General features: G+C 70.4%; 23 protein-coding genes. 17 read left to right on the plus strand and 6 right to left on the minus strand.

The window, feature by feature from the left end:
• Positions 1-52: 52 nt before the first annotated feature.
• Together AB0I43_RS11025 and AB0I43_RS11030 are read left to right on the plus strand one after the other, a co-directional pair.
• Positions 53-625, plus strand: coding sequence for a DinB family protein (locus AB0I43_RS11025; RefSeq protein WP_356970781.1), 573 nt, complete (start codon positions 53-55; stop codon positions 623-625).
• Positions 626-744: 119 nt separating this feature from the next.
• Positions 745-1,875, plus strand: a complete 1,131-nt coding sequence (locus tag AB0I43_RS11030) for an NDMA-dependent alcohol dehydrogenase (protein ID WP_356970780.1) — start codon at positions 745-747, stop codon at positions 1,873-1,875.
• Between the two features lie 63 nt (positions 1,876-1,938).
• Here AB0I43_RS11030 and AB0I43_RS11035 read toward each other — a convergent pair whose 3' ends face one another.
• Positions 1,939-3,132: a serine hydrolase domain-containing protein gene (locus tag AB0I43_RS11035; RefSeq protein WP_356970779.1), complete on the minus strand. Its 1,194-nt coding sequence runs from the start codon at positions 3,130-3,132 to the stop codon at positions 1,939-1,941.
• Positions 3,133-3,226: 94 nt separating this feature from the next.
• Here AB0I43_RS11035 and AB0I43_RS11040 point away from each other — a divergent pair, with 94 nt between their 5' ends.
• Entirely contained in the window at positions 3,227-4,051 is an 825-nt protein-coding gene (locus tag AB0I43_RS11040) for a serine hydrolase domain-containing protein (RefSeq protein ID WP_356970778.1), read from the plus strand.
• Positions 4,052-4,245: 194 nt separating this feature from the next.
• A complete protein-coding gene (locus tag AB0I43_RS11045; RefSeq protein ID WP_356970776.1) occupies positions 4,246-4,782 on the plus strand; it encodes a DUF3145 domain-containing protein in 537 nt (178 codons plus the stop codon).
• Here the strand turns inward: AB0I43_RS11045 and AB0I43_RS11050 are convergent.
• Positions 4,754-5,407 carry a TetR family transcriptional regulator gene (locus AB0I43_RS11050; RefSeq protein ID WP_356970774.1) on the minus strand — a complete coding sequence of 218 codons (654 nt, stop codon included), beginning with the start codon at positions 5,405-5,407 and terminating at the stop codon, positions 4,754-4,756. The genes AB0I43_RS11045 and AB0I43_RS11050 overlap by 29 nt on opposite strands.
• A gap of 116 nt (positions 5,408-5,523) precedes the next feature.
• Here AB0I43_RS11050 and AB0I43_RS11055 point away from each other — a divergent pair, with 116 nt between their 5' ends.
• The 13 genes from AB0I43_RS11055 (at position 5,524) to AB0I43_RS11115 (ending at position 19,059) form a co-directional block, all read left to right on the plus strand.
• Positions 5,524-6,675 carry an acyl-CoA dehydrogenase family protein gene (locus AB0I43_RS11055; protein WP_356970773.1) on the plus strand — a complete coding sequence of 384 codons (1,152 nt, stop codon included), beginning with the start codon at positions 5,524-5,526 and terminating at the stop codon, positions 6,673-6,675.
• A 13-nt stretch (positions 6,676-6,688) separates the two neighbouring features.
• A complete protein-coding gene (gene fabG, locus AB0I43_RS11060) occupies positions 6,689-7,438 on the plus strand; it encodes a 3-oxoacyl-ACP reductase FabG (protein ID WP_356970772.1) in 750 nt (249 codons plus the stop codon).
• 12 nt (positions 7,439-7,450) lie between these two features.
• Complete coding sequence (gene pcaF, locus AB0I43_RS11065) at positions 7,451-8,650, plus strand: 3-oxoadipyl-CoA thiolase (protein WP_356970771.1); 1,200 nt, start codon at positions 7,451-7,453, stop codon at positions 8,648-8,650.
• A gap of 8 nt (positions 8,651-8,658) precedes the next feature.
• Positions 8,659-10,167 (plus strand): long-chain fatty acid--CoA ligase, encoded by a 1,509-nt coding sequence (locus AB0I43_RS11070; protein ID WP_356970770.1) that lies wholly within the window; start codon positions 8,659-8,661, stop codon positions 10,165-10,167.
• Positions 10,168-10,297: 130 nt separating this feature from the next.
• Positions 10,298-11,056, plus strand: coding sequence for an ABC transporter ATP-binding protein (locus AB0I43_RS11075; RefSeq protein WP_356970769.1), 759 nt, complete (start codon positions 10,298-10,300; stop codon positions 11,054-11,056).
• Positions 11,053-11,775: an ABC transporter ATP-binding protein gene (locus AB0I43_RS11080; RefSeq protein WP_356970768.1), complete on the plus strand. Its 723-nt coding sequence runs from the start codon at positions 11,053-11,055 to the stop codon at positions 11,773-11,775. Before AB0I43_RS11075 ends, AB0I43_RS11080 begins: the two co-directional genes overlap by 4 nt.
• The gene (locus tag AB0I43_RS11085; RefSeq protein WP_356970766.1) at positions 11,772-12,659 is read left to right on the plus strand and encodes a branched-chain amino acid ABC transporter permease; all 888 of its coding nucleotides are present in this window, start codon (positions 11,772-11,774) and stop codon (positions 12,657-12,659) included. The genes AB0I43_RS11080 and AB0I43_RS11085 overlap by 4 nt, the downstream gene beginning before the upstream one ends.
• Positions 12,656-13,705, plus strand: coding sequence for a branched-chain amino acid ABC transporter permease (locus tag AB0I43_RS11090; protein ID WP_356970764.1), 1,050 nt, complete (start codon positions 12,656-12,658; stop codon positions 13,703-13,705). Before AB0I43_RS11085 ends, AB0I43_RS11090 begins: the two co-directional genes overlap by 4 nt.
• 176 nt (positions 13,706-13,881) lie before the next feature.
• Positions 13,882-15,003: an ABC transporter ATP-binding protein gene (locus AB0I43_RS11095; protein ID WP_356970762.1), complete on the plus strand. Its 1,122-nt coding sequence runs from the start codon at positions 13,882-13,884 to the stop codon at positions 15,001-15,003.
• A gap of 33 nt (positions 15,004-15,036) precedes the next feature.
• Positions 15,037-16,404, plus strand: a complete 1,368-nt coding sequence (locus AB0I43_RS11100; protein WP_356970760.1) for an ABC transporter substrate-binding protein — start codon at positions 15,037-15,039, stop codon at positions 16,402-16,404.
• Positions 16,405-16,415: 11 nt separating this feature from the next.
• A complete protein-coding gene (locus AB0I43_RS11105; RefSeq protein ID WP_356970759.1) occupies positions 16,416-17,312 on the plus strand; it encodes a metallophosphoesterase in 897 nt (298 codons plus the stop codon).
• A gap of 3 nt (positions 17,313-17,315) precedes the next feature.
• The gene (locus tag AB0I43_RS11110) at positions 17,316-18,257 is read left to right on the plus strand and encodes a sugar ABC transporter permease (protein ID WP_356970757.1); all 942 of its coding nucleotides are present in this window, start codon (positions 17,316-17,318) and stop codon (positions 18,255-18,257) included.
• Positions 18,247-19,059 (plus strand): carbohydrate ABC transporter permease, encoded by an 813-nt coding sequence (locus tag AB0I43_RS11115; RefSeq protein ID WP_356970755.1) that lies wholly within the window; start codon positions 18,247-18,249, stop codon positions 19,057-19,059. The genes AB0I43_RS11110 and AB0I43_RS11115 overlap by 11 nt, the downstream gene beginning before the upstream one ends.
• On the opposite strand, the gene AB0I43_RS11120 is transcribed toward AB0I43_RS11115, so the two are convergent.
• The 4 genes from AB0I43_RS11120 to AB0I43_RS11135 all read right to left on the minus strand — a co-directional run bounded on the left by AB0I43_RS11120 (position 19,012) and on the right by AB0I43_RS11135 (position 25,135).
• A complete protein-coding gene (locus tag AB0I43_RS11120) occupies positions 19,012-19,944 on the minus strand; it encodes a LysR substrate-binding domain-containing protein (RefSeq protein WP_356970753.1) in 933 nt (310 codons plus the stop codon). The genes AB0I43_RS11115 and AB0I43_RS11120 overlap by 48 nt on opposite strands.
• A gap of 155 nt (positions 19,945-20,099) precedes the next feature.
• Positions 20,100-21,542: an NADP-dependent phosphogluconate dehydrogenase gene (gene gndA / locus AB0I43_RS11125; RefSeq protein ID WP_356970751.1), complete on the minus strand. Its 1,443-nt coding sequence runs from the start codon at positions 21,540-21,542 to the stop codon at positions 20,100-20,102.
• A 79-nt stretch (positions 21,543-21,621) separates the two neighbouring features.
• Positions 21,622-23,001 (minus strand): cytochrome P450, encoded by a 1,380-nt coding sequence (locus AB0I43_RS11130; RefSeq protein WP_356970749.1) that lies wholly within the window; start codon positions 22,999-23,001, stop codon positions 21,622-21,624.
• Between the two features lie 133 nt (positions 23,002-23,134).
• Positions 23,135-25,135, minus strand: a complete 2,001-nt coding sequence (locus AB0I43_RS11135; protein ID WP_356970747.1) for a hypothetical protein — start codon at positions 25,133-25,135, stop codon at positions 23,135-23,137.
• Positions 25,136-25,178 lie beyond the last annotated feature (43 nt).

Consider the following 25,178-nt stretch of genomic DNA (forward strand, 5'->3'; position numbering starts at 1 on the left):
GTGGCGGAATATCTCTGGTGAAAGATATTCCGCCACGCATAGGGTACTGCGCATGGCTATCGTCCCTGATCAGAAGAACTGGACCTGGGTGCTGGAGCGCGCCTGTCCGGAGTGCGGTTTCGACCCCGCCGCCGTCGCCTACGCGCAGGTGCCGGGGCTCACGCGCGACTACGCAGCCCGGCTGGCCGGCGCGCTGACCCGCGACGACGCCGCCGTCCGTCCGGACGCGAGCACCTGGTCGGCGGTGGAGTACGCCGCCCACGTCCGCGACGTGTGCCGGATCTTCGCCTACCGCACCGATATCGCGGCCCGGCGCCCGGCGGCCGATCCGGGGGTGCCGGGCTTCGACGCCGCCACCGGCGTCGCCGAGGGGCTGCCGCTGTTCTCCAACTGGGATCAGGACGTGACGGCCCTGGCCGCCGATTACGCCGCGCAGCAGCCCGCCGCGGTGGCCGCGGAACTCGGCCCGGCCGCCGAATCCGTCGCCCGGGCAATCGAATCCGTTCCGGTGGCCGATCGCGGATTCGAGGTTCGGCGCAGCGACGGCTCCGGTTTCACCGTAGAGTCTCTGGCGATCTACTTCCTGCACGACGTGGCCCATCACGTTCACGACGTCCGGGCCTGAAAGTCGGCCTCATCAGGCGCTGCCCAGGAAATTCCACCCCGGGACTAGAACGAGTTCTATTTTTCTCGTAGTGTGTGTGCAGTCACATAAGTACACGTGCACGCGAGAGGTCGACAGGAATGAAGACGAAGGGCGCGATCCTGTGGGGGATCGACCAGGAGTGGTCGGTTGAGGAGATCGAGGTCGGTGACCCGGTCGCCGGCGAGGTGCAGATCCGGATGGAAACCGCCGGCATGTGCCATTCCGATCATCACATCGTCACCGGTGCGACTCCGATGCCGGGCTACCCGGTCATGGGCGGCCACGAGGGCGCGGGCGTGATCACCAAGCTGGGCCCGAACTGCCCCGCGGACCTGCAGGTCGGCGACCACGTGATCCTCTCGTTCATCCCCGCCTGCGGCCGCTGTCCGGCCTGTGTGTCGGGCAACATGGCGCTGTGCGATCTGGGCGCGGGCCTGCTCATGGGCCAGGCGATCAGCGACGGCACCTACCGCATCCAGGCGCGCGGGGAGAACGTCATCCCGATGTGCCTGCTGGGCACGTTCGCGCCGTACATGACGGTGCACCACACCTCGGTGGTGAAGATCGACCCGAGCATCCCGTTCGAGGTGGCCTGCCTGGTCGGCTGCGGCGTCCCCACCGGCTTCGGCTCCTCGACCCACGTGGCCAAGGTGGAGCCGGGCGAGACCGCGGTGATCGTCGGCATCGGCGGCGTCGGCATGAGCGCGCTGCAGGGCGCGGTGCTCTCGGGCGCCTCCAAGGTCGTCGCCATCGACCCGAACCCGTGGAAGCTGGAGCAGGCGCAGAAGTTCGGCGCCACGCACACCTACCCCTCCATGGCCGAGGCCATCATGCCGATCATGGAGATCACCGAGGGCCGGATGGCGGAGAAGGTCATCCTCACCATGGGTGAGATGCAGGGCCAGTACGTCGAGGAGGGCCTGATCCTCACCGGCAAGGCCGGCACCATGGTCATCACCTCCATGGGCCGGATGGAAGACGGCGACGTCAAGATGAACAGCTTCCTGCTGTCCATGCTGCAGAAGACGGTCAAGGGCTGCATCTTCGGCGGCGGCAACGCCCGCCAGGACGCCCCGCGCCTGCTGGCGCTGTACAAGGCGGGCCAGCTGAACCTGGACGACATGGTCACCCGCCAGTACTCGCTGGAGGAGATCAACCAGGGCTACAAGGACATGCTGGACGGCAAGAACATCCGCGGCATCATCCGCTACACCGAGAACGACTGGTGAGCTGACTCCGCGCGGCGAGCCGGGTCGCACCGGCTCGCCGAGCCGCGGAGCGCGCCGCCGCGGTCAGACCCGGCAGCGCAGCAGCGCCTCGCGCAGGTTGCGGCTGCGCACGTCGTCCAGGACGGCCATGCCGAGCCGGTTCATCGTGTAGCCGAAGCCGAGACCCGTTGCGGGGTCGGCGAAGCCGAAGGAGCCGCCGAGACCCGTTGTGCCGTAGGCGCGTTTGTCGGTGCCGAACCGGAATGTGCCGCGCGACTTGCGGAAGCCGAGGTGGTAGCGGCTCTTGGTGTGCAGCACCAGGTCGTAGGCGGGGACGTCGTCGGCGGTGTCGGCGGCCGAAAGTCGTTCCAGCACAGCGTCGTCGATCGGCAGCGCGCCGGTCTTCCCGGCGGCCGCACCGTAGACCCGGGCCAGTGCGCGCGCGGTGCCGACGCCGTTGGAGGCGGGCAGTTCGACCTCCAGGAACTCCCGGCGCGCGGCGCGGGCCGGTGCGCCGCAGCGCGGATTGGTCAGCGCGGCATAGGCGTAGCCGCGCTTGGCGGCGATCTCCGCGCCGATCCGCAGCGGCAGATCCCGTTCGTAGCGCAGGATGTCCAGGCCCTCGGTGGCGGCGAGCTGTGCCACCCGGTCCATCGACTCGGCCGCCGGCAGGCCGATGAAGAAGTCCAGTCCGAGCGGTTTCGCGATGTCCTCGGCGAAGATCTGGCCCAGTGAGCGTCGCTCCGGATCCACGCGCCGGATCAGCTCGCCCTGATACAGGCCCAGGGTGATCGCGTGATAGCCGTGCGCCGTCCCGGGTTTCCAGGCGGGCCGCTGGGCCGCGAGAATCGCGGCCAGACCGTCCAGATCGGCGACCTGATCGAGCTTCACCACCCGGTCCAGCCCCGAGAGCCCGCCCTGGTGATCGACGAGCTGGCGCACGGTGATCGCGTCCTTGCCCTGCGCGCCGAACTCCGGCCAGTACGCGGCCACCGGCTGCTCGTAGTCGAGCAGGCCCCGCGACACCGCGGCCGCGACCACGAACGCGGCCATGCCCTTGGTGGAGGAGAACACCGGCACGATGGTGTCGCGCTCCCAGGGCCGGGTGCGGCGGCGGTCCCGGTGCCCGGCCCACAGGTCGACCACCGGCCGGTCACCGTCGTAAACGGCCACGGCCGCGCCGATTTCGCCGTGGGCGGTGAAATTGCGGCGGAAAGCGTCGGCGACGGGGCCGAATCCGGCCTCCACATCGCCGTGGATCGTGGGACGAGCACTCATAGTCCGTCGATGGTACCGGCGGTACCGCGTGGCGATGCGCGGGATTTACGGCTTGGTGTGCTCGCCCCGGTCAGCGGTCTCGTAGGCTCGCGGGGTGCGATCACTCGAGCAGATCAAGGATTGGCCGGTCCGGCATGCGGGCGCGGGCGTCGTCACCGGTGCGGGCACGGACGCCGCCGGCGACACCGAACGGGTGTTCCCCCTGGCCTCGGTGACCAAGCCGCTGGCGGCCTACGCGGTGCTGGTCGCCGTGGAGGAGGGCGCGGTCGAGTTGGACCAGCCGGTGACGGGTCATGCCGCGCCGCCCGGGTGCACGGTGCGCCACCTGCTCGCGCACACCTCGGGCCTGGCCTTCGACACCACCGCGGTGCTGGCCGCGCCCGGCGCCAAGCGGATCTACTCCAGCGCCGGCTTCGAGGTGCTCGCCCGGTTCGTTGCCGAGCAGACCGAGATCCCGTTCGACGAGTATCTGCGCGAGGCCGTTTTCGTGCCCCTGGGCATGAAGCACTCGGCGCTGACCGGGTCGCCCGGGCACGGGGCCCGCTCGACCGTCGCGGATCTGCTGCTTTTCGCCGCGGAGTTGCTGAATCCGCAATTGATCTCCGCGACCCTGCACGGCGAGGCACGCACCGTGCAATTCCCCGGTAGTAATGGCGTGCTGCCGGGTTATGGATCGCAGCGACCCAATGACTGGGGCCTCGGATTCGAGATCCGCGACAGCAAATCCCCGCACTGGACCGGAAGCGCGAATTCTCCTCGTACGTATGGACATTTCGGCCAATCGGGCACATTCTTGTGGGTCGATCCGGAAATCGAGGTGGCGTGCGTGGCACTCGCCGACGAGAATTTCGGGGACTGGGCTCGGGCCGCGTGGCCCGTTTTCAGCGACGGGGTGATCGAAGAACTGTCACGGGGGTAATCCAGGCAGGCGCACTGCCGAGTGCCATCACCTGGTAATCGGTAACACAGCCGCGTAAGCAACACCCGTAACATCGGACACTCCAGTACACTCAGGCCACGCGGAGCAACTGCTTGCAGAGCGCTCGAAAATGATCAGCCAGCCGGACGGGTCGTTGGGGAAGACGGTCCTCGTCGACGCTGGAGGTTTGAGTGGTGCGTGCTTCAAGTCAGTTCGCGGAGGTGTCGGCGGGTGTGGTCTGGATCCACTCGTCGCCGGCCGCGCTGTGCCCGCACATCGAGTGGGCGTTGACCTCGGCTCTCGGCACACCGGCCAAGCTGCGCTGGACCGCTCAGCCCGCCGACGGTCAACTCCGGGCCACCAGCGACTGGATCGGCCCGGTCGGTACCGCCGCCCGCATCGCGCAGTCGCTGCGCTCCTGGCCGGTGCTGCGTTTCGAGGTCACCGAGGAGCCCAGTGAGGGTGTGGACGGCGAGCGCTACAGCTTCGTGCCCAACCTCGGTCTCTGGCACGGGTCCACCAGCGCCAACGGCGATGTCGCCCTCGGCGAGATGCGCCTGAGGGCGATGCTGCAGGCGGCAAAGGAACTCGGCAAATACAACAGCTATGACCTGGCTGCCGAAATCGACCGCGCCCTCGGCACCGCTTGGGACGACGACCTCGAGATCTACCGGCTCGGCGAAGACGGCCTCGGCGCCGAGATCACCTGGCTTCGCCGCGACGTCGGCTAGCCGACTGCGCGAACTTGGTCTCGAGGCCGTCGAGGAAGGCTTCGAGGGCCAGATCGAAACTGTCGGAATCGATTTCCTCGGCCTTGTCGCGGAGCAGATGCGCCTGATCGAGGTGGGGGTAGCGGTCGCGGTAGACCTGGATGTCGTCGACGAAGCCGCGGGAGAAGGAGCCGACCGTGGAGCCGAGGACGAGGTAGCGGGCGGCGGCGCCGATCATGGTGGCCTGGCGGGGCGGCCAGCCGGCCGCGACCAGTCCGCCGTGCACGGCGTTGGCGGCGCGTAGCGCCTCGTCGCGCCGACCGGGGCCCGAGGTGGCCAGGTAGGGCACGAAATTGGGGTGCCGGGCCAGGGCGGCGCGGAAGGAGCGCGCCCAGGAGACCAGGGCGGGGCGCCAGTGTTCGCGCTCGAAGGCGGAAGCGTCGACCCGGCTCATGATCATGTGCGCGATGTCGTCGAGCAGGTCGTCCTTGGTGGGGAAGTGGCCGTAGAGCGAGGCGGCCTGCACTCCGAGCTCGGCGGCCAGCTTGCGCATGGACAGCTCACCCAGCCCGTCGCGGTCGATCAGTGTCAGCGCGGTGTCGCGGATGCGGTCGCGGCTGAGCAGCGGTACGCGGGGTCGTGCCATGTCCTCACCTCCTGGATAGCCCGTCGAACCTACCACCGCGGCTTGTTTACCTAACGGCGTTAGGATAGCGTGCCGACGGTAAACCTAACGCCGTTTGGTTCAGGACTGGGCACTGCATGAATCTCGAATTGAGCGAATCCCATCGCGATCTGCGCGATCTGGCTCGCACCTGGGTGGACAAGGAAGTCGTCCCGAACGCTCGAGCGTGGGACCGTGCCGAGGCCGTCGACCCGGCCATCGTCGGCAAGCTCGGCGCGATGGGCTTCCTCGGTATCGGGGTGCCCGAAGCGGAGGGCGGCTCCGGCGGCGACGCGCTCGACTACTGCCTGCTGCTCGAGGAACTCGGCCGCGGCGACAGCGCGGTGCGCGGCATCGTCTCGGTCTCGCTGGGACTGGTGGCCAAGAGCATCGCGAGCCACGGCAGCGCCGAACAACGCCGGCGCTTCCTGCCCGACCTGTGCGCGGGCCGCGCCCTGGGCTGCTTCGCCCTGACCGAACCGGGCACCGGCTCGGACGCGGCGAACCTGGTGACCAAAGCCGAACGCGCGGGCGCGGACTGGGTGCTGTCGGGCTCGAAGATCTTCATCACCAACGGAACTCGCGCCGACCTCGCGCTCGTCTTCGCCCGCACCGGGGGCCCGGGACCGAAGGGCGTCACCGCCTTCCTGGTGCCCACCGACACCCCCGGCTTCGGCCGCACCGAGATCACGGGCAAGCTCGGCCTGCGCGGCCAGGCGACCGCCGAGCTGAGCTTCGATCAGGTGCGCGTGCCCGACGAACTGCGCCTGGGCGCCGAGGGGGCGGGCTTCCGAATCGCCATGTCCGCCTTGGACAAAGGCCGCATGGGGGTGGCGGCGGGCTGCGTCGGCCTCGCCCGGGCCTGCCTGGAGGCGGCGGTGCGCTACGCGGGCGAGCGCGAGCAGTTCGGCAAGCCGATCGCCGGCTATCAGCTCGTGCAGCAGATGCTGGCCGAGATCGCCGTGGAGACCGACGCCGCGCGCCTGCTCACCTGGCGGGTGGCCGATCTCGTCGACCGTGGGCAGCCCTTCGGGACCGAGGCGTCGATGGCCAAGCTCTACGCCAGCGAGGCCGCGGTCCGCGCGGCGAACAACGCGATCCAGGTGTTCGGCGGCTACGGCTACATCGACGAGTACCCGGTCGCGAAGTATCTGCGCGACGCCCGCGTGCTGACCCTCTACGAGGGCACCAGCCAGATTCAGCAGCTGCTCATCGGCCGCGCCCTCACCGGCGTGAACGCCATTGCCTGACAAGGAGTCACCCATGAACGACGTCGCAGTGGTGACGGGCGCCGCGCGGGGGATCGGGGCCGCCACCGCGGCCCGCCTCGCCGCCGACGGCGCGGCGGTCGCGGTACTCGACCTGGACGAGACCGCCTGCCGGGCAACGGCGGCGGAGATCACCGCCGCGGGCGGCCGGGCCCTCGGCCTCGGCTGCGATGTCACCGACGAGCAGCAGGTGCAGGCCGCGTTCGCGCGGGTGGCGGACGAACTGGGTACCCCGTCCGTGCTGGTGAACAACGCCGGCGTGCTGCGCGACAACCTGCTGTTCAAGATGTCGGCGGAGGACTGGGACACCGTCATGGACGTGCATCTGCGCGGTGCGTTCCTGTGCTGCAGGGCCGCCCAGAAGCACATGGTGGAGCAGCGCTACGGCCGCATCGTCAACACCTCGAGCGTGTCGGCGCTCGGCAAACGGGGGCAGGCGAACTACGCGGCCGCCAAGGCGGGCATCCAGGGCTTCACCCGCACGCTGGCCATGGAACTCGGTCCGTTCGGCGTCACCGTCAACGCGGTCGCTCCCGGATTCATCGTGACCGAGATGACCGCGCGGACCGCCGCCCGGATCGGTGTCACCGCGGCGGAATTGCAGGCCGAGACCGCCGCCGTCACACCGCTGCGCCGGGTCGGCCGGCCCGCGGACATCGCCGGCGTGATCGCGTTCCTCACCGGCCCCGACAGCACCTTCGTCACCGGCCAGACCCTCTACGTCGACGGCGGCCGCCGCCTCTAGAACGGAAAACCTATGAGCCGCACGGCCTACCTGGTAGACGGCGTCCGCACCCCGTTCGGCCGCTACGGCGGCGCGCTCGCCGCGGTGCGGCCGGACGACCTCGCGGCCCATGTCCTCTCGGGCCTGATGGCGCGCTGCGCCACGGTCGACTGGGCCGCCCTCGACGACGTCGTGCTCGGCTGCGCGAACCAGGCCGGTGAGGACAACCGCAATGTCGCGCGCATGGCGGCGCTGCTGGCGGGGCTGCCCGTCGAGACGCCGGGCGTGACCGTGAACCGGCTCTGCGCCTCGGGTCTGGACGCGATCGCCACCGCCGCCCGGGCGGTCCGCGCGGGCGACGCCGATCTGGTCGTCGCGGGCGGGGTGGAGAGCATGAGCCGCGCGCCGTTCGTTATGCCGAAGGCGGCCACGGCGTGGTCGCGCGCGGCCGAGGTGTTCGACACCACGATCGGCTGGCGCTTCGTGAACCCGCGTCTGCGTGCGCGTTTCGGCGTCGACGCGATGCCGGAGACGGCACAGCACGTGGCCACCGAACACGGCATCGGCCGCGCCGCGATGGACGCGTTCGCGCTGCGCTCACAGCAGCGTGCCGCCGCCGCCCAGCAGCGCGGGCGGTTCGCTCGCGAGATCGTCCCGGTCCCCGTGCCGCGGCGGCGCGGTGACCCGGACCTGGTCGCCGTGGACGAGCATCCCCGGCAGACCACCCTGTCCGCCCTGGCCGCGCTCCCGGCGGTGGTGCCGGGCGACTGCGTCACCGCGGGCAATTCCTCGGGCGTCAACGATGGAGCCGCCGCCGTGCTCATCGCCTCCGAGCGCGCCGTCGACCGCTACGGGCTGACGCCGCTGGCCCGCGTCGGCGCGGCGGTCTCGGTCGGGGTGCCACCGCGGGTGATGGGCATCGGACCGGCGCCCGCCACCGAGAAACTGCTCGCGCGCACCGGTTTCGGACTCGGCGAGATCGACATCCTGGAACTCAACGAAGCTTTCGCGGCGCAGGCGCTGGCGGTGCTGCGCCTGCTCGGACTGCCGGCGGACGCCGAGCACGTCAACCCGAACGGCGGCGCCATCGCCCTGGGACATCCGCTGGGCGCCAGCGGCGCCCGGCTGGCCCTGACCGCCGCGCTCGAACTCGCCGACCGCGACGCCCGCCGGGCCGTCGTCACCCTGTGCGTCGGCGTCGGCCAGGGCAGCGCCGTCCTGCTCGAACGATAGGAGTCCTGATGAACGCGACACTTTCGCTGGCGAGCATTCTCGCCGAACAAGCCTGGCGCCGGCCCGAGCACCTGGCCCTGGTGGAGGGGGAGCAGCGCCTCACCTTCGCGGCGCTGTGGGAGCAGGCGCGCGGCCAGGCGGCCGCGCTGATCGAACTCGGGGTGCGGCCGGGGGACCGGGTGGCGCTGATGTGCCCCAACACCGCCGAGTTCCCGCGCGCCTACTACGCGATTCTCGCGGCGGGCGCGGTGGTGGTGCCGGTGCACCTGCTGCTCACCGCGCCCGAAGCCGAATACGTGCTGCGCGATACGCGGTCGCGGTTGCTGCTGTGCCACGAGCGATTCGCCGGGGTGGGCGCGCCCGCGGCCGCGGCGGCGGGCATCGCCTGCCTGGACCCGGATTCGCTGCGCGCGGAACCGATTCCGTCGTATGTGACGCGCGGCCCGCTGGACCCGGCGGTGATCTTCTATACCAGCGGGACCACGGGCAGCCCCAAGGGCGCCGAACTCAGTCACCTGAATCTGGTGATGAGCGCGACGGTGAACGCGTTCGACGCCAACGAGGTCGGTCCCGGGGACGTGGCGCTGGGCGCGCTGCCGCTGTTCCACGTGTTCGGGCAGACGGTGTCGATGAACTCCACCTGGCGGGCCGGCGCCCGGCTGGTGCTGCAGCCGAGATTCGATGCGGCCGAGGCGATCCGGCTGATGGTGGCCGAGGGCGTGAACACCTTCCACGGCGTGCCGACGATGTATCTCGGGCTGGTGGAGGCGGCGCGCGGCGCGGCGGAGTTGCCGCCGCTGCGGCTGTGCATCTCGGGCGCCGCGTCGCTGCCGCGGCCGGTGCTCGACGATTTCGAGCAGCTCTTCGGCGCGCCGATCCTGGAGGGCTACGGCCTGTCGGAGACCTCGCCGACGGCGACGGTGAACCAGCCCCTGCTCGGGCCGCGGCCCGGCACCGTCGGGCACCCGGTGTGGGGGATCGAGGTGGAGATCGCCGATCCGGCAGTGCACGATCGAATCGTGTTGCTGCCCACCGGCGAATCCGGTGAAGTGGTGGTCCGTGGGCACAATCTGTTCGCGGGGTATCTGGGCCGGCCCGAGGCCACCGCGGAGGCGGTCGTCGACGGCTGGTTCCGCACCGGCGATCTCGGGGTCAAGGACGCCGAGGGCTATCTCACGATCGTCGACCGGATCAAGGACGTGATCATCCGCGGCGGCTTCAACGTGTATCCGAGCGAGGTCGAAGCGGTGCTGCTCGGCCATCCCGGCATCGCCCGGGTCGCGGTCATCGGACTGCCCGACGAGACCTACGGCGAGGAGATCTGCGCGGTCGTCGTGCCCGAGGGGCCGCTGACCGCGGCGGCGGTGCTCGACTACGGCCGCGCTCATCTGGCCAAGCACAAGTACCCGCGCCGGGTCGAGTTCGCGACCGAACTGCCGCTCGGTCCGAGCCACAAGGTGCTCAAACGGGAACTGCGCGAGCTGTACACGTCCACGGTGGACAAATCTCGCTCGTGAAGTTGGTCCGGCAGGTCCGATGTGCCGCTTCACCAGCGGTTTTAGGCTTGCCGGGACCATCGACCCGGTCTTTCGCCACCGGTTCCACTGCTCGCCCGCCGTCCGGTCTCCGACGCGGGCTGGAGGACGCATGCTCGAAATTTCCCAGCTCACGCTCCGTTTCGGGGGCATCACCGCCCTGACGGAGGTCGGATTCCAGGTCGCACCCGGGGAACTGGTGGGGCTGATCGGCCCGAACGGGGCCGGCAAGACCAGCCTGTTCAACTGCCTGACCCGGCGCTACACCCCCGACAGCGGGACGATCAGGTACGAGGGCGCGGACCTGCTGACCGCCCGGCCGGACACCCTCGCGGGGCTCGGCATCGCGCGCACCTTCCAGAATCTGGGCCTGTTCGCGCGCATGTCGGTCCGCGACAACGTGCTGGTCGGCGCGCACCATCGCGCCCGCGCCGGATTCGCCACGGCGGGAATACAGCTGGCGCGGGTGCGCCGCGAGGAACGCGCGCTGCGCGCGGAAGCCGACGCGCTGCTGGAGCGGCTCGGCCTGACGGCCGTCGCCGCGCACCCGGCCGCCGGCCTGCCCTTCGGCACGCTCAAACGGATCGAGCTGGCGCGCGCGCTCGCGATCCACCCGCGGCTGCTGCTGCTCGACGAGCCCGTGAACGGGCTCAGCCACGGTGAGGTCGACGAGTTCGCCGAGCTGGTCCGGTCGCTGCGCGCCGAACGGGATCTCACGGTCATCGTGGTCGAGCACCACATGGGTTTCGTCATGGGCCTGTGCGATCGCGTGATCTGCCTGGACTTCGGCCGGGTGATCGCCGAGGGCGCACCCGAACAGGTGCAGCAGCATCCGGACGTCATCGCCGCCTACCTCGGGACCGCGGCATGAGCGCGGCCTTTCTCGACCTCGCCGACCTGCATGCCGGATACGGCGCGGCCCGCGTGCTGCAGGGCCTGAGTTTCTCGGTCGCGCAGGGCGACGTGTGCGCCATCCTGGGACCCAACGGCGCCGGGAAGACCACGCTGCTGCGCGCCCTGAGCGGCATGGTGCGCACCACGGGCACGATCCGGCTCGAGGGCGAGGACATCGCGGGCCGCGGACCCGAGGCCATCGCCCGGCGCGGCGTCGCGCACGTGCCCGAGGGCCGGGGCACCTTCGCCCCGCTGACGGTCGAGGAGAACCTGCGCCTGGGCGCCTACCCGCGCCGCGACCGCTTCGGCGTGGAAGCCGATCTGGATCGTATCTACGGCATCTTTCCCATCCTGAAGGACAAGCGGCGCGATGCCGCGGGCGGCTTGTCCGGCGGGCAGCAGCAGATGCTGGCGATCGGGCGAGCGCTGATGCTGCGGCCCCGGCTGCTGCTGCTCGACGAACCGTCGCTGGGGCTCTCGCCCCTGGTCACCCAGGAGCTGTTCCAGCTCATCGCCACCATCAACGAACAGGAGCGGATCACCGTGCTCGTCGTCGAACAGAACGCGCATCTGGCGCTGGGCATCTCCAGTCACGCCCATGTGCTGGAGACCGGCCGGATCGTGTTGTCCGGCACGGCCGCCGAGGTCCGCGCCGACGAGAAGGTCGTGCAGTCCTACCTCGGATACCGGGTGTGACCGTGAGCGGATTCCTGCAGCAACTCATCGAGGGCCTCAGCGCCGGCGCCATCTACGCCGGTCTCGCGCTGGCGCTGGTGCTGATCTACCGGTTCACCGGGATCGTGAACTTCGCCCAGGGCGAGCTGGCCATGTTCTCGGCGTTCCTGGCCTGGCAGTGCCTGGAGAGCGGGATGCCGTTCTGGCTCGCGCTGCCGGTCACCCTGGCGGTGTCCTTCGCCGGGGGCATGCTGATCGAGCGGGTGATCATCCGGCCGGTGGAGGGCGGCGCGGAACTGACCCTGGTGATCGTCACCGTGGGGCTGTTCTTCTTCGTCAACGCGGCCGCCGGCTGGATCTGGTCGTTCCAGGTCAAGTCCTTCCCGAATCCGTTCCCGGACGGCGCGTTGCGCGCCGGCGGGGTGAGCGCGGGATACGGCAGCCTGGGCGTCATCGCCGTCGTGGCGGTGGTCATGGGCCTGCTCTACGTGCTGTTCCGGTTCACCCGGATCGGGCTGGCCATGCGCGCGGTCGCCTGCAATCCGGCCTCCGCCCGGCTGGTCGGGATCCGGGTCGGCACGGTGCTCGCGCTGGGCTGGGGACTGGCCGCACTCGTCGGCGCGGTGTCGGGCGTGCTGTCCGCGCCGCTGCTGTTCCTGGAGCCGAACATGATGGGCGGCGTGCTCATCTACGCCTTCGCCGCGGCCACCCTGGGCGGGTTCGACAGCCCCGGCGGGGCTGTGGCCGGCGGGGTGATCGTGGGCATCGCGGAGACCCTCGCGGGCGCCTACGTCGACTTCATCGGCACCGAGCTGAAAATCGGTGTGCCACTGGCAATCATCCTCGGCGTGCTGCTGCTGCGGCCGCAGGGCCTCTTCGGAACGGCGGCGGTGGAACGCGTATGAGTACCCGAGACCTCGCCGCGACGCCGGCGCCGGAAGTGACCGTGCCACAGCCGGAATCGGTGCCCAGCCGGATCTGGCGCCGGCGCCGCGCGCTGAGCATCGCGATCCTGCTGCTGGTGGCCTGCTGGGCGCCGTTCCAGCTGTCGCCGTTCCACACCTTCCAGATCAGCATGGCGCTGGTGTACGCCATCGCGCTGCTCGGGCTGAATCTGCTTGTCGGGCAGGCGGGTCAGATCTCGCTCGGGCACGGCGCCTTCCTCGCGGTCGGCGCCTACACCTCGGCGGTGCTGCTGGACCGGTGGGAGCTCCCGCATCTGCTCACCCTGCCGGTGGCGGCGGCGGTGTGCTTCGTGCTGGGCCTCGGGTTGGGCGTGCCCGCCCTGCGACTGCGCGGACTCTACCTGGCGCTGGTCACCCTCGCGATCGCCATCTTCGTGGTGCCGCTGCTCAAACGCTTCGAATCGGTCACCGGCGGCTCGATGGGCCTGACGCTGGACAAGCCGGTGCCGCCGCTGTGGACCGGGCTCGCCGAAGACCAGTGGCTGTACTTCCTCTGCCTGGCCACCGCGGTGCTGTGCCTGCTGGTGGTGGCCGGCGTGCAGCGCTCCCGGGTGGGCCGCGCGCTCAACGCGATTCGGGACAACGAGACCGCCGCCGAGATCATGGGCGTGCGCCCGGCCTACTACAAGACCCTCGCCTTCGCCTGGAGCGCGATGCTCGCCGGTGTCGCGGGCTGCGTCTACACCTGGGTGATCGCCTACGTCTCACCGGACTCCTTCGCGGTCGGGCTCTCGATCACCCTGCTGGCCGGGCTGGTGGTGGGCGGTCTCGGCTCGCTGTGGGGCCCGCTGTTCGGCGGCCTGTTCGTGCTGTTCGTGCCGAGTTTCGCGCAGGACATCAACCAGGCCGCGCCGGGCGCCGTCTTCGGCCTGCTGATCATCGCGGTCATGTATCTCGCGCCCAGCGGGCTCGCCGGGCTGGGCGCGCGCGTCGCGGGCTGGGGGCGGCTCCTGCTCGGCAAGGGGAGAACCGCGCGTAGCAAGTAGTTCCGGCCCGGACCGCCGCGGCGCCCGCAGGCGTCGCGGCGGTTCGCCGTGTCCGGAGCCGGACAACCGCGTCGATCGCTCGATCGGAATCGCCTATCGCCCGCGCCGGCCGGGGCTCGCGGCTCCAGACTTCCAGTGTCCCTGCACACGAGCCCAGTCCGACTCGAGGAGCCCCGGTGGCCCGGCTACAGATCGACGCGATATCGAAGACCTTCGGCGCGGAACACGCCGTGCGCGAGATCAGTCTCGACATCGCCGACGGTGAATTCATGGTGCTGCTCGGCCCGAGCGGCTGCGGCAAGTCGACGCTGCTGCGCATGATCGCGGGCCTGGAGCAGCCCAGCGCGGGCCGGATCCGGCTGGACGGCAACGACATCACCGATACCGCACCGCAGCGCCGGGACCTGGCCATGGTCTTCCAGAGTTACGCGCTGTACCCGCATCTGAGCGTGGCCCGCAATATCGGGTTCCCGCTGCGCGCCCGGCGGCAGCCGCGTGCCCGGATCGCCGAGCGGGTGACCGAAGTGGCTCGCACCCTGGAACTCTCGGAGCTGCTGGATCGCCGGCCCGCCGCCCTGTCCGGCGGGCAACGCCAGCGGGTCGCGCTGGCCCGGGCCATGGTGCGCGACCCGGGCGCCTTCCTCATGGACGAGCCGCTGTCCAATCTCGACGCGAAACTGCGCAGCGCCACCCGCGCCGAACTGATCGCCCTGCACCGCCGCCTGGGGGCGACCTTCCTCTACGTCACCCACGATCAGGTCGAGGCCATGACCATGGCCACCCGGATCGCGCTGCTCGACAGCGGGCGGATCGAACAGGTCGGCACCCCGGCCGAGCTCTACGACCGGCCCCGCACCGCCTTCGTCGCGGGATTTCTCGGGTCGCCGCCGATGAACCTGTTCCCCGCCGTCGTGGCCTGGCGTGACGGCGGGTTGCGGGTGTTGTCCGACGGCATCGACGCCGCCCTGGACATCACCGCGGATTCCGGCGGCGACACCGCCGTCCTCGCCGGAATCCGCCCCGAGCACCTGCGCATCGACGACCGCGCCGCCGCGGTGCGCGGCCGGGTGACGATGGTCGAGAATCTGGGCAGCGAGGAACTCGTGCACGTGGAATGCGGGCCGCGCACGCTGTGCGCCCGGATGCCGCGCCCCGCCGGTGTGCGGGCCGGCGCCGAGGTCGGCTTCCGGGTCGATCCGGCGCACCTGCATCTCTTCGATCCGGTGTCCACCCGGCGGCTGAGCTGGCAAGCGCCGCAACCGAACCCGGCGGCGCCCGAACCCGTCGCCGTCCCCTGATTCCGACGCACTCTTTCGATGAGGAGAAACTCCGTGAAACGCACCGTGCCCCTGCTGGGCCTGGTGGTCGCCACCGTTGTCGCAGCGAGCGGCTGCGGTCTCGGCGGCAGCACCGGGACCGCGCCGACGTCCACCGCGCAGGTCCCCGAACTGGCTCCGGGACAGCAGGTTTCGATCGTGTTCGAGTCCTACAGCTACGGCGTCGCCGGAGCCTGGACCGACACCTTCAACGCCCTGATCGCCGATTTCGGCAAGAAGTTCCCGAATATCAAGGTCACCGCGCAGAAGCCGCAGGGCAACAGCCCGAACCCGGCCACCGACACCATTTCCAGCATCCAGAACCAGATGGTCGCCGGCACGCCGCCCGACGTCGCCCAATTGGGTTTCAGCGACCTGGATTTCACGATCCAGCAGCTGCGGGCCAAACCGCTGGACACCCTGTTCGGCAAGGACGCGGTGCAGCGCAACTTCGACGGCCGGCTGCCCTACCATCCGCGCGCCCGCACCCTCGACGACTGGGACGGCCACACCTACGGCGTGCCGTTCGTGTTCTCCACGCCGGTGCTCTACTACAACGCCGACCTGTTCGGCGCCGCCGGACTCGACCCGAACCAGCCGCCCGCCACCTGGCAGCAGGTCACCGACGCCGCCCGCGCCATCAGCGCGAAGACCGGCAAGGGCGGCGTCTACATCGACTGCCTGACCAAGACGGCCAAGGACTGGTGCTTCCAGTCGCTGGTGCGCTCCAACGGCGGGCGGGTGATCTCCGAGGACCGGCGCACCCTCACCTACGCCGACGCCCCGGCCGTCGAGGTCACCCGCATGGCGCAGGGACTGGTCGACACCGGCGCCATGCCCAAGCTCGCGCAGAAGCAGGGCTACGAGGCGTTCGCGCGCGGTGAGATCGGCATGATCCTGGAGACGAGCGCCATCCAGAGCGCCTTCGTCACCGGCGCCAAGGACAAGTGGGACCTGCGCTCCACCGCCATGCCGCGCTTCGGCGACAAACCCGCCGTGCCCACCAATTCCGGTGCGGGCCTGCACATCCTGTCCAACGATCCGGCCAAGCAGCGCGCGGCCTGGGAGCTGATCAAGTTCCTGAGCAGCGAGGAATCCTACGTGCGGATCGCGCAGAACATCGGTTACCTGCCGCTGCGCACCGGCCTGCTGACCGAGGCGGGCGCGCTGGGCGCCTGGTCGGCCGCGAATCCACTGCTCGCACCGAACATCTCGCAGCTCGAGACGATGGAGCCGTGGGTGGCCATGCCCGGCAACAGCTATCTGCAGATCCGCGACGGCATGATGGACGCGGTCGAGGCCGTCGTGTTCCAGGGTCGCGACGCACAGCCCACCCTGTCCGCGGCGCGCGCCGAGGGCGCGAAACTCCTGCCCGCCGCATGAGGTTCGCGCAGATGCGGGACCTGCGGGTCGTGCAGATCACCGACACCCACATTCGCCCGGCCGGCGAAGTCCTCTACGACACGGTCGACACCTACGCCAACCTGACCGTCGTGCTGGACCGGCTGCGCGCCTCCGGCCCGGTCGACGCCCTGGTGCTGTCCGGTGACCTCACCGACAACGGATCGCCGGAGGGGTATCGCCGGCTGCGCGCGGCGGTCGAACCGGTGGCGGCCGAGCTCGGAGCCGCCGTGCTCTACGTCATGGGAAATCACGACGAGCGCGGCGCGTTCGGGGTCGAGCTGCTCGGGCAGGAGCCGGGCGCGGTCCGGGTGAAGAAGCCGCACGACCAGGTCCTCGAGGTCGCGGGCCTGCGGATCATCGCGCTCGACAGCACCACGCCCGGACGGCACGACGGCAAACTGGAAGCCGGTCAGCTGGCCTGGCTCGGGCGGCGGCTGCGCCGCCCGGCCCCGCGCGGCACCCTGCTGGTGCTGCACCATCCGCCGCTGCCCTCCGGCCTGCCCGTCATGGAGCAGCTGAACCTCGAGCAGTCGGTGCGGCTGGCGGCGGTGATCGCCGGCACCGATGTGCGGATGGTCCTGTGCGGGCACAACCACGTGACCACGGCCGGGTCGCTGGGCGGGGTTCCGGTGTGGGTGGGTCCGGCGGTGGCCTACCGGTTCGACGCCATGCCGCCGGTCGGCCGGATGCGCGCGGTGCAGGGGTTCGGCTACAGCCGGATCGACGTGCTCGGAATGGAATTCGTGGTGAGCGCGGTGGAGGCGACACCGGCCGCGCCGGTGTACGAGCGGCCCGAAGCGGAGATGCTGGCGCTGCTGCGGGAGATCGAACAGGCGCGGGCGCAGGCACCCGTCGGCGTGCCGGTCCGCGACGGCGCGGCGGGGTGACCGATGTTCGTGGTCGATGAGCAGCCCGTCGCGGCGCCGAGCGAGCTCCCGTCTCCGCGTCGGCCGTTGTCGCGCAGGGCGTTGCGCGGCGTCACGCCCTACCTGTACCTCGCCCCCGCGCTGTTCCTGCTCGTCGTCTGGACCTATCAGCCACTGGCACAGGCGTTTCAGCTGTCCACCCTGTCCTGGAACCTGCTGCCCAGTGCACCCATGACCTCGGTGGGCACGGCCAATTACGAACGGCTGATCCGGCTCCCGGCCTTCCGCGGGTCGCTGGTGCGGACCGGAGCGCTGATCGTGGGACTGCTGCCGCTCACGGTGCTGCTGCCGGTGCTCCTCGCGCTGGCCAGCCGCCGCGTGTCGGCCCGGGCCCGGACGCTGTATCACGCACTGGTTTTCGCGCCGTTCCTGGTGGCGCCGGTCGCGGCGGCCGCGGTCTGGCGCTGGCTGCTGCACCCCGGCAGCGGATTCGTCGACCGGATCCTCGGCTCGCAGCGCAACTGGGTATTCGACGCGAGCACCGCGCACGGCGTCATCATCGCGATCACCGGCTGGCAGCTGCTGGGCTTCGCGGTGCTGGTGGTGTGGGCCGGATTGGCCGGTATCAGCGGCGATTACGACGAGGCGGCGCGGGTCGACGGGGCGAGCCCCGGCCAGATCCGGCGCTGGATCACCCTGCCGCTGCTCACCCCGACACTGATGTTCCTGGTGCTGACCACCGTATTGCTCAGCCCCACCCTGACCTTCCCGCTCATCGACACGATGACCCAGGGCGGCCCGGCGCAGAGCACCACCAATATCTACTACCTGCTCTGGGACTACGCCTTCCACAGCTTCGACGCGGGACTCAGCGCGGCGGCCGGCGTGCTGCTGTTCCTCGGCTTCGGCGTCCTGGCCGGACTCCTGGTCTGGCTCTCGGAAAAGGTTTCCTTCCATGATGATTGACCGTGTCCGCAGCGCGGCGAGCCATCTGCTGCTCGCCGCGACCGCGCTGGTGTGCGTCTTCCCGATCTACTGGCTGTTCGCCACCGCGCTGCGCCGCCCGCAGGACGTCGGCTCGCTGGCGCCCATCCCGTGGCCGCTCTCGCTCGGCAACTACGCCGACGCGGCGCACAAGGTCGACATCACCGGCCTGATCCTGAACACCTTCTTCGTCGCGACGCTCTCGGCCGCCGGTCAGCTGCTGATCGCGCTGCTGGCGTCCTACGCCTTCGCCATGTACACCTTTCCGCTGCAACGGGTGCTGTACCTGGCCTTCGTCGGCACCTGGCTGGTCCCGTTCCAGGTGACCATGCTGCCCAACTACATCCTGCTCACCCGGCTCGGGCTGATCGACGCGCTGATCGGCGTGGTCCTGCCGACGCTGTGCTCGGCACTGGGCGTACTGCTGCTGCGCCAGCACATGGCGGCCTTCCCCAAAGAGCTGGTGGCGGCGGCGAAGATCGACGGCCGCTCCGGCTGGTCGATCCTGTGGACCGTGGTGGTGCCGAACCTGCGGCCCGCGCTCGCGGCGCTCGGGATCCTGCTCTTCATCAACGCCTGGAACGAATACTTCTGGCCCGCGGTCGTTCTGCGGCAGTCCAACAGCGTGCTGCAACTGGGTCTGCGCAGCTTCATGGGCACCGAGGGCGATCAGTGGGGCCCGCTGATGGCCCTGGCCAGCCTGGCCTGCCTGCCGGTGCTGCTGCTCTACCTGCTGCTACAGCGCCACATCGTGAACGCCTTCGTCCGTTCGGGTTTGAAGTGACTCCAGGCAGTCCAGGAACAGCTCGGTCGCGGGGTTGGTCCGCGCCGCCGGCCACACCGCGTAGAGGTCCAGCGTCGGCACCGGATTCGACAGTTTCACCGCGACCGGGCCGTCGGTGGCCGCGCCCAGACCCATCGCGTTCGCCCGCGCCGCGGAGGCGAAGCCGACCAGCGGGCGCACCGACACCATGTGCGCGGTCGCGCCGGGGTCGTCGGCGTGCCGGGCCACCGTCAGCGAGATCCGATTCTGCGCCGCCGCACGGAAAATGGAGTCGTACATGGCGGGACACTGCTCCCGCGCGAACAGCACGCACTGCTGTCCCTGCAACTCCGCGAACGGCACACTCGCCCGCTCGGCCCAGCGATGCTTGCGGCCCACCACCGCCACCAGCGGCACCCGTCGCAGCAGCCGGCGATATCGGAACTCCGAGGTGCTGGGATGGCCGTAGACCAGGGCGAGATCGAGCGAGCCGTCCGCCAGCGCCGTCAACTGCGGGCCGGTGCGCTTCTCCCACAGCGACACCGCGATGTCGGGATGCTGGTCGGTCATGCGCGCCAGCGCGTCCGGCAGCACATGGCGGCTGGCGGGCAGGTTGTAGCCGATGTTCAGGGTGCCCGCGCGCCCCGCGGCGGTGGCCCGGGCGACCTGCGCGGCCCGCTCCAGCTGCGCGACGATCTGCCGGGCCTGCAACTCGAACTCCCGCCCCGCCGGAGTCAGCCGCACCTCGTGCGAATTGCGTTCCACCAGCAGCACATCGAGCGCCGCCTCCAGTTTGCGCAGCTGCGCGCTCAGACTCGGCTGGGTCAGGTGCAGCCGCTGCGCGGCCCGGCCGAAATGCAGTTCCTCGGCGATCGCGAGGAACGAGACCAGATGCCGGAATTCCATGCCGCCCTCCTTCCGGGTACCCGCCACGGTAGCCACGGCGGCTAACACCCGGTGAATCGGTGACGGACAACGGCTGGCGACCGGCGGTCGAACTGCCCCGGACGCGCGTCCGGCCGGGACCCGCGAGTGCGGGGCCCGGCCGGAACGCGAGTGTGCTACGCCTGGACTTCGGAGCGGTCACCGCTCCACAGCGTGTGGTACTTACCCTCGGCGTCGATCCGCTCGTAGGTGTGCGCACCGAAGAAATCGCGCTGCCCCTGGGTCAGCGCGGCCGGCAGGCGCTCGGCCCGCAGCGCGTCGTAGTAGGACAGCGACGACGCGAAAGCCGGCACCGGAATGCCCAGCAGCGTGGCCGTGGCCACCACGCGCCGCCAGCTGTCGATGGCCGTCTCGATCGCCTCGCGGAAGTACGGGGCCAGGATCAGGCTCGGCAGCTCCGGGTTCTCCGCGTACGCGTCCTTGATGCGGTTCAGGAAGCGGGCCCGGATGATGCAGCCGCCGCGCCAGATCGTGGCCAGATCGCCCGGGGCGAGATTCCAGTCGTACTCGGCGCTGCCGGCCGCGATCTGATCGAAGCCCTGCGCGTAGGCCACGATCTTGGAGGCGTAGAGCGCCTGGCGGATGTCCTCGGTGAACTGCGCGACATCGGTGGGCTTGGCGGCCAGCGTGCCCGCGGCCAGGCCGACCGCCGCCTTGCGCTGGGCGCGGGAACCGGACAGCGCGCGCGCGAACACGGCCTCGGCGATACCGGTCACCGGCACGCCCAGATCCAGCGCCGACTTCACCGTCCAGCGGCCGGTGCCCTTCTGCTCGGCCGCGTCCACGATGACGTCGACCAGCGGCTTGCCGGTCTTCGCGTCCACCTGGTTCAGCACCTCGGCGGTGATCTCGATCAGGTAGGACTCCAGGTCACCGCGGTTCCAGTCGGTGAACACGTCGGCGATCTGCTTGGCGTCCAGGCCCAGCGCGTCCCGGAACAGGTGGTAGGCCTCGCCGATCAGCTGCATGTCGGCGTACTCGATGCCGTTGTGCACCATCTTCACGAAGTGGCCGGAACCGTCCGGGCCGATGTGGGTGCAGCACGGCACGCCGTCGACCTTGGCGGAGACCGACTCCAGCAGCGGGCCCAGCGAGTCGTAGGACTCCTTCGGGCCGCCCGGCATGATCGAGGGGCCGTTCAGCGCGCCCTCCTCACCGCCGGAGATGCCCGCGCCCACGAAGTTCAATCCGCGCTCGGACATGGCCTTCTCGCGGCGGATGGTGTCGGTGTAGAGGGCGTTGCCGCCATCGATGATGATGTCGCCGGGCTCCATCGCCGCGGCCAGCTCTTCGATCACGGCGTCGGTGGCCTCGCCCGCCTTCACCATGATCAGCACGCGGCGCGGCTTCTCCAGCGCGCCCACGAACTCCTCGATGGTCTCGGTGCGGATGAAGTCGCCATCGCCGCCGTGCGCTTCCAGCAGCGCGTCGGTCTTGCCGACACTGCGGTTGTGCAGCGCGACGGTGTAACCGTTGCGGGCGAAGTTCCGGGCGATATTGCTGCCCATGACCGCCAGGCCGGTCACACCGATCTGTGCGCGCGCTTCAGAGGTCGCCATGAAGTGCCTCTCTCCTTCAGATGTCGTTGCGTGGTCGCGAACCGCGCCCGACACCTTTTCTACCCCGTCGCGCCCGCGCTCAGGACAGCGGGCATCGGGGGCCGGGGTCCGCGACGTCGGTGTTCGGCGCGGGTACGGCGCCGGAATCCGCCGCGGCGGGCGGGCGCGCCCGGTACCGGACCGCGCACGGCGACTCGGGCCAGCGGGTCTCGGTGCGCCGCGGCGGGCGCGGCGCACCGGTGGTCAGCTCGAAATCCAGGCCGACGAGCAAGCGGGCCAGCAGGATCCGCATCTCCATCCGGGCGAAGTTCACCCCGAGGCAGCGGTGCACGCCGCCGCCGAAGCCGATCATGGCCGCCTTGTAGGTCTTGGCGTCCGGGCCCAGGAACAGATCGGGCCGGAAGTCGTTGGCCCAGGGCTGCCCGTCCTTGAGCTGATGGGTGACCATCGGGGCGGCGAACACCACGGTGCCCGCCGGCAGGGTGTAGCCGCCGATCCGCACCTCCTGGAGCAGGTTGCGCAGCAGCACCGGGGAAATCGGATGCGCCTGCTCCGAGGCGTACAGGCAGGCCTCGAGGAACTTCAGTTTCCGGGAGGCCGCCAGATCCAGCGGGCCTTCGGCCAGGACCGCCTCGGCTTCGGCGCGGGCGCGGCGCAGGTCCTCGGGGTGCTGCAGCAGATCGGCCAGCACCCACGACAGCGCGCCGGTGGTGGTCTCGTGGCCCGCCCACACCAGCAGCAGCACGATATTGACCAGCACGTCCACCTCGACGGGGGTGCCGTCCTCATAGGTGGACTCCGCGAGCGTGAACAGGAAGTCGGGGAATTCCTCGGCGGTGCCCCGGCGGCGCTGAGCGATCATCGCGCCCATCGCGGCCTTGAGGCGGTCCCGGGCGCGGTCGGCGCGGAACCCGGTGGGCGTGGGCAGCCAGCCCGGCATGAAGTTCAGGCCCTCGGAGAAGGTGCGGTACTCGTCGAAGAAATCCTTGCCCGGCATCTCCTCGGCGAAGCGCTCGCCGAGGAAGGCGCGCGCCGCGATCTCCATCACCAGCGGGCCGAAGGTGTCGGTCAGCTCGAATTCCCCGGCGTCGCCGAGCTTCTCGAGGAACCGGTCGGCCTGGGAGTTCATCACCTCGACGTAGTCGTCGAGGGCGGCGCCCTGGAAGCGGGGCAGCATGATGTCCTTCTGCTGCCGGTAGGTCTCCTTGCCGCCGAGGCTGTAGAAATCCGGGGCGAACATCCGGCCCAGGAACGGGTAGGCGGCCGCGGTCGACATGGATTCGTCGGTGAAGAACCGCTTGGAATGCTCCTGGCCGAGCAGGACCACCGAGGGGTTGGAGCCGGGCATCTTCATCTGGAAGATCAGCCCGTGCTCCCGGAAACCGCGCCAGAGCAGCCGCTCGCCGTCGCGGGCGAACTCGCGGATGTGCCCGATGACCGGGCGCGCGCCGGAAACCATGGGCGGCAGCGTTTTCGACGCGGATCGTGTGTCGGATGAAGACAGCAAAGCCATAGTAATTCCCTCCCCCGGCCGGACCGTCGCCGCACAGTCTCACGCAGCCCCCTCGAACTGTCAACAGCAGCAATGTGTTTCAGTTCGGACGCGGAATCGCCAGGTAGACGCTGCTCCAGAGTTGCGCCGCGTTGGATTCGGTGGCGTCACCGGTGCGGGCGCCGAACGGGACGACGTGGAAGGCCCCGTTGTCGAAACCCCAGCCCCAGAGTTCGGAGTTGCGCATGGATTTCGCGCCGTCGATCGCCGTCCAGAGGACGCGTTGCGCGGCGGTGAGGCGGTCGCGGATCGGCTGCGGGAGATCGGTGCGGCGCAGCTGGCGATCCAGTCCGCTGGCGAACGCGGCCTGCTGCCAGGACCACACCACGGTGCCGTGGTAGTCGTGGGTGGTGAACCGGTCCTGGAGGCCGGGATCGGCGAACGCCGGGTTGGCGACGACCATGCCGGCCCCGGTCAGCAGGCCCAGCGGGAACGGGCGGATCAGCGTGGCGACGCCGCGGTCGAGGTCGGCGGGCTCGGGGTGGCCGAACAGCAGCTCGAAGACTTCGTCGGAATGCTGGATCGGGATCGGGGTGCCGTCGGCGTCGAGCGAAACAGCCGGGAAGACAACGGGATCCGGGCCGACCGCCGTCGACGGGACGCCGATGCGGGCCGCGTAGGCGTCCAGCGCGGACTGCGCCCGCGCCGGATCGACGGTCACGGTGAACAACTTCGGTGCCTCCGCGCGCCAGACCTCGGCGTGGGCCGCCGCCTGCGCCAGGTCGAAGCGATCCTGCTCGGTGGTGAACGCGTCGAGCAGTCCGCTCCGGCTCAATCGCGCCGTCGCCTCCAGCGCGGCGGGCACGAGGATCGCGTTCACGTCGTAGGGGTACCGGCCGCCGCCGAGTCCGGTGTCGCTGTCGCGCCACTGCCCGGCATCCCGGCCCGGTTGCAGCCCGATCAGATTGCGGTATTGCGGCGCGCCCGCGAAGGCCGCCGCGCTCGCCACCACCAGCCGCAGATTGCGCACCAGCGCCGCCCCGGCGTCGCCGCGCAGGTAGCCGGCCGCGCGGTCGCGGCCGGCCGCGTCGTCGAGCAGGTAGGCGGCGGCCACCGGGGCGAGCAGATAGTTCTCGTCGACCATCGAATAGTCGAGAATCGGTGCGTCGCTCGGCGGTTGGTTGTTCTTGCCGCGCGTCAGCAGCGCGAACTCCGACAGCGACTCCTCGTGGGCCACCTCGCCCGCGGGCCCGAGGCGATCCAGCACCGAGCGAATGCCCGCCTCGGCGGCCTCGGGGGCCAGCGCCGGTAGCAGCAGCATGGTCGAGATCAGGGTGTCGCGGCCGAAGTAGGTCAGGTACTGCCAGGATCCACCGAGGAACTTCTCCCGGTAGCTGAGGAAGGTGAGGGTGTCCCTGGCGCTGTCGATCCGGGCCGCGTCGCCGGTGAGCAACTCGTCGCCGGCGAGCGGGGCCAGGGGAGTGTCGCCGGTCGAGGCCGTCACGCGCAGGCGGATGCCGTCCCGGCCCGCGGTGAAGAATTTCCCGGCCGTCGCTGTGCCGCTGAGCATTTCGATCGCCAGGCGATAGCCCGGCCCGCCGTCGAGGCGGTCGCGCTCCCAGACGATCGGGTCGTCCGAGCGCGGGCGCACCAGCACCTCGGCCGGAACGACGCCCTTCTGGTTGTAGTCGCGCAGCACCCGGACGTTGGACAGCACCGCCTCCCGCAGCACCAGATTCCGCGTCTCGATCGACACCGTGAACTGGATGCCGGTGCGCGGGCGGCCACGGGAATCCCTGTCCGCCACCGCCTTCGGCGGCGCGTCCAGCTGCCACTCCGCGGGCTCGGACAACGGTTCGAACCAGAGTCCGGTGCCGCTGTTCCCGGCCGGGAACGCGACCAGCACGCGCGGGTCCGTCCCGGAACGCAGCAGCAGGTGCGCCGCGGTATTGCCCTCGCGGAACAGATAGTTGAGATTCTGGCCTTCCACCACCTGGAACCGGAAGGCGCCCGGCCCGTCGTCGGACCCGCAGGCGAGCGCGGCACACAGCACCACCGCGAGCCACACCGCCACCAGCTTCGTGCCGAACCTGCGCCGCATGAGCGAGCCTCCGTTCCGGGTGGGCCGCACTCACTGTATCGCC

The sequence above is a fragment of the Nocardia sp. NPDC050435 genome, from assembly GCF_040655395.1.
Lineage (GTDB): Bacteria > Actinomycetota > Actinomycetes > Mycobacteriales > Mycobacteriaceae > Nocardia.

Coding starts and splice junctions, on each gene's coding strand:
- AB0I43_RS11025 (WP_356970781.1), top strand. CDS start 53: ATGGCTATCGTCCCTGATCAGAAGAACTGGACCTGGGTGCTGGAGCGC.
- AB0I43_RS11030 (WP_356970780.1), top strand. CDS start 745: ATGAAGACGAAGGGCGCGATCCTGTGGGGGATCGACCAGGAGTGGTCG.
- AB0I43_RS11035 (WP_356970779.1), bottom strand. CDS start 3,132: ATGAGTGCTCGTCCCACGATCCACGGCGATGTGGAGGCCGGATTCGGC.
- AB0I43_RS11050 (WP_356970774.1), bottom strand. CDS start 5,407: ATGGCACGACCCCGCGTACCGCTGCTCAGCCGCGACCGCATCCGCGAC.
- AB0I43_RS11055 (WP_356970773.1), top strand. CDS start 5,524: ATGAATCTCGAATTGAGCGAATCCCATCGCGATCTGCGCGATCTGGCT.
- fabG (WP_356970772.1), top strand. CDS start 6,689: ATGAACGACGTCGCAGTGGTGACGGGCGCCGCGCGGGGGATCGGGGCC.
- pcaF (WP_356970771.1), top strand. CDS start 7,451: ATGAGCCGCACGGCCTACCTGGTAGACGGCGTCCGCACCCCGTTCGGC.
- AB0I43_RS11070 (WP_356970770.1), top strand. CDS start 8,659: ATGAACGCGACACTTTCGCTGGCGAGCATTCTCGCCGAACAAGCCTGG.
- AB0I43_RS11075 (WP_356970769.1), top strand. CDS start 10,298: ATGCTCGAAATTTCCCAGCTCACGCTCCGTTTCGGGGGCATCACCGCC.
- AB0I43_RS11080 (WP_356970768.1), top strand. CDS start 11,053: ATGAGCGCGGCCTTTCTCGACCTCGCCGACCTGCATGCCGGATACGGC.
- AB0I43_RS11090 (WP_356970764.1), top strand. CDS start 12,656: ATGAGTACCCGAGACCTCGCCGCGACGCCGGCGCCGGAAGTGACCGTG.
- AB0I43_RS11105 (WP_356970759.1), top strand. CDS start 16,416: ATGCGGGACCTGCGGGTCGTGCAGATCACCGACACCCACATTCGCCCG.
- AB0I43_RS11110 (WP_356970757.1), top strand. CDS start 17,316: ATGTTCGTGGTCGATGAGCAGCCCGTCGCGGCGCCGAGCGAGCTCCCG.
- AB0I43_RS11115 (WP_356970755.1), top strand. CDS start 18,247: ATGATGATTGACCGTGTCCGCAGCGCGGCGAGCCATCTGCTGCTCGCC.
- AB0I43_RS11120 (WP_356970753.1), bottom strand. CDS start 19,944: ATGGAATTCCGGCATCTGGTCTCGTTCCTCGCGATCGCCGAGGAACTG.
- gndA (WP_356970751.1), bottom strand. CDS start 21,542: ATGGCGACCTCTGAAGCGCGCGCACAGATCGGTGTGACCGGCCTGGCG.
- AB0I43_RS11130 (WP_356970749.1), bottom strand. CDS start 23,001: ATGGTTTCCGGCGCGCGCCCGGTCATCGGGCACATCCGCGAGTTCGCC.
- AB0I43_RS11135 (WP_356970747.1), bottom strand. CDS start 25,135: ATGCGGCGCAGGTTCGGCACGAAGCTGGTGGCGGTGTGGCTCGCGGTG.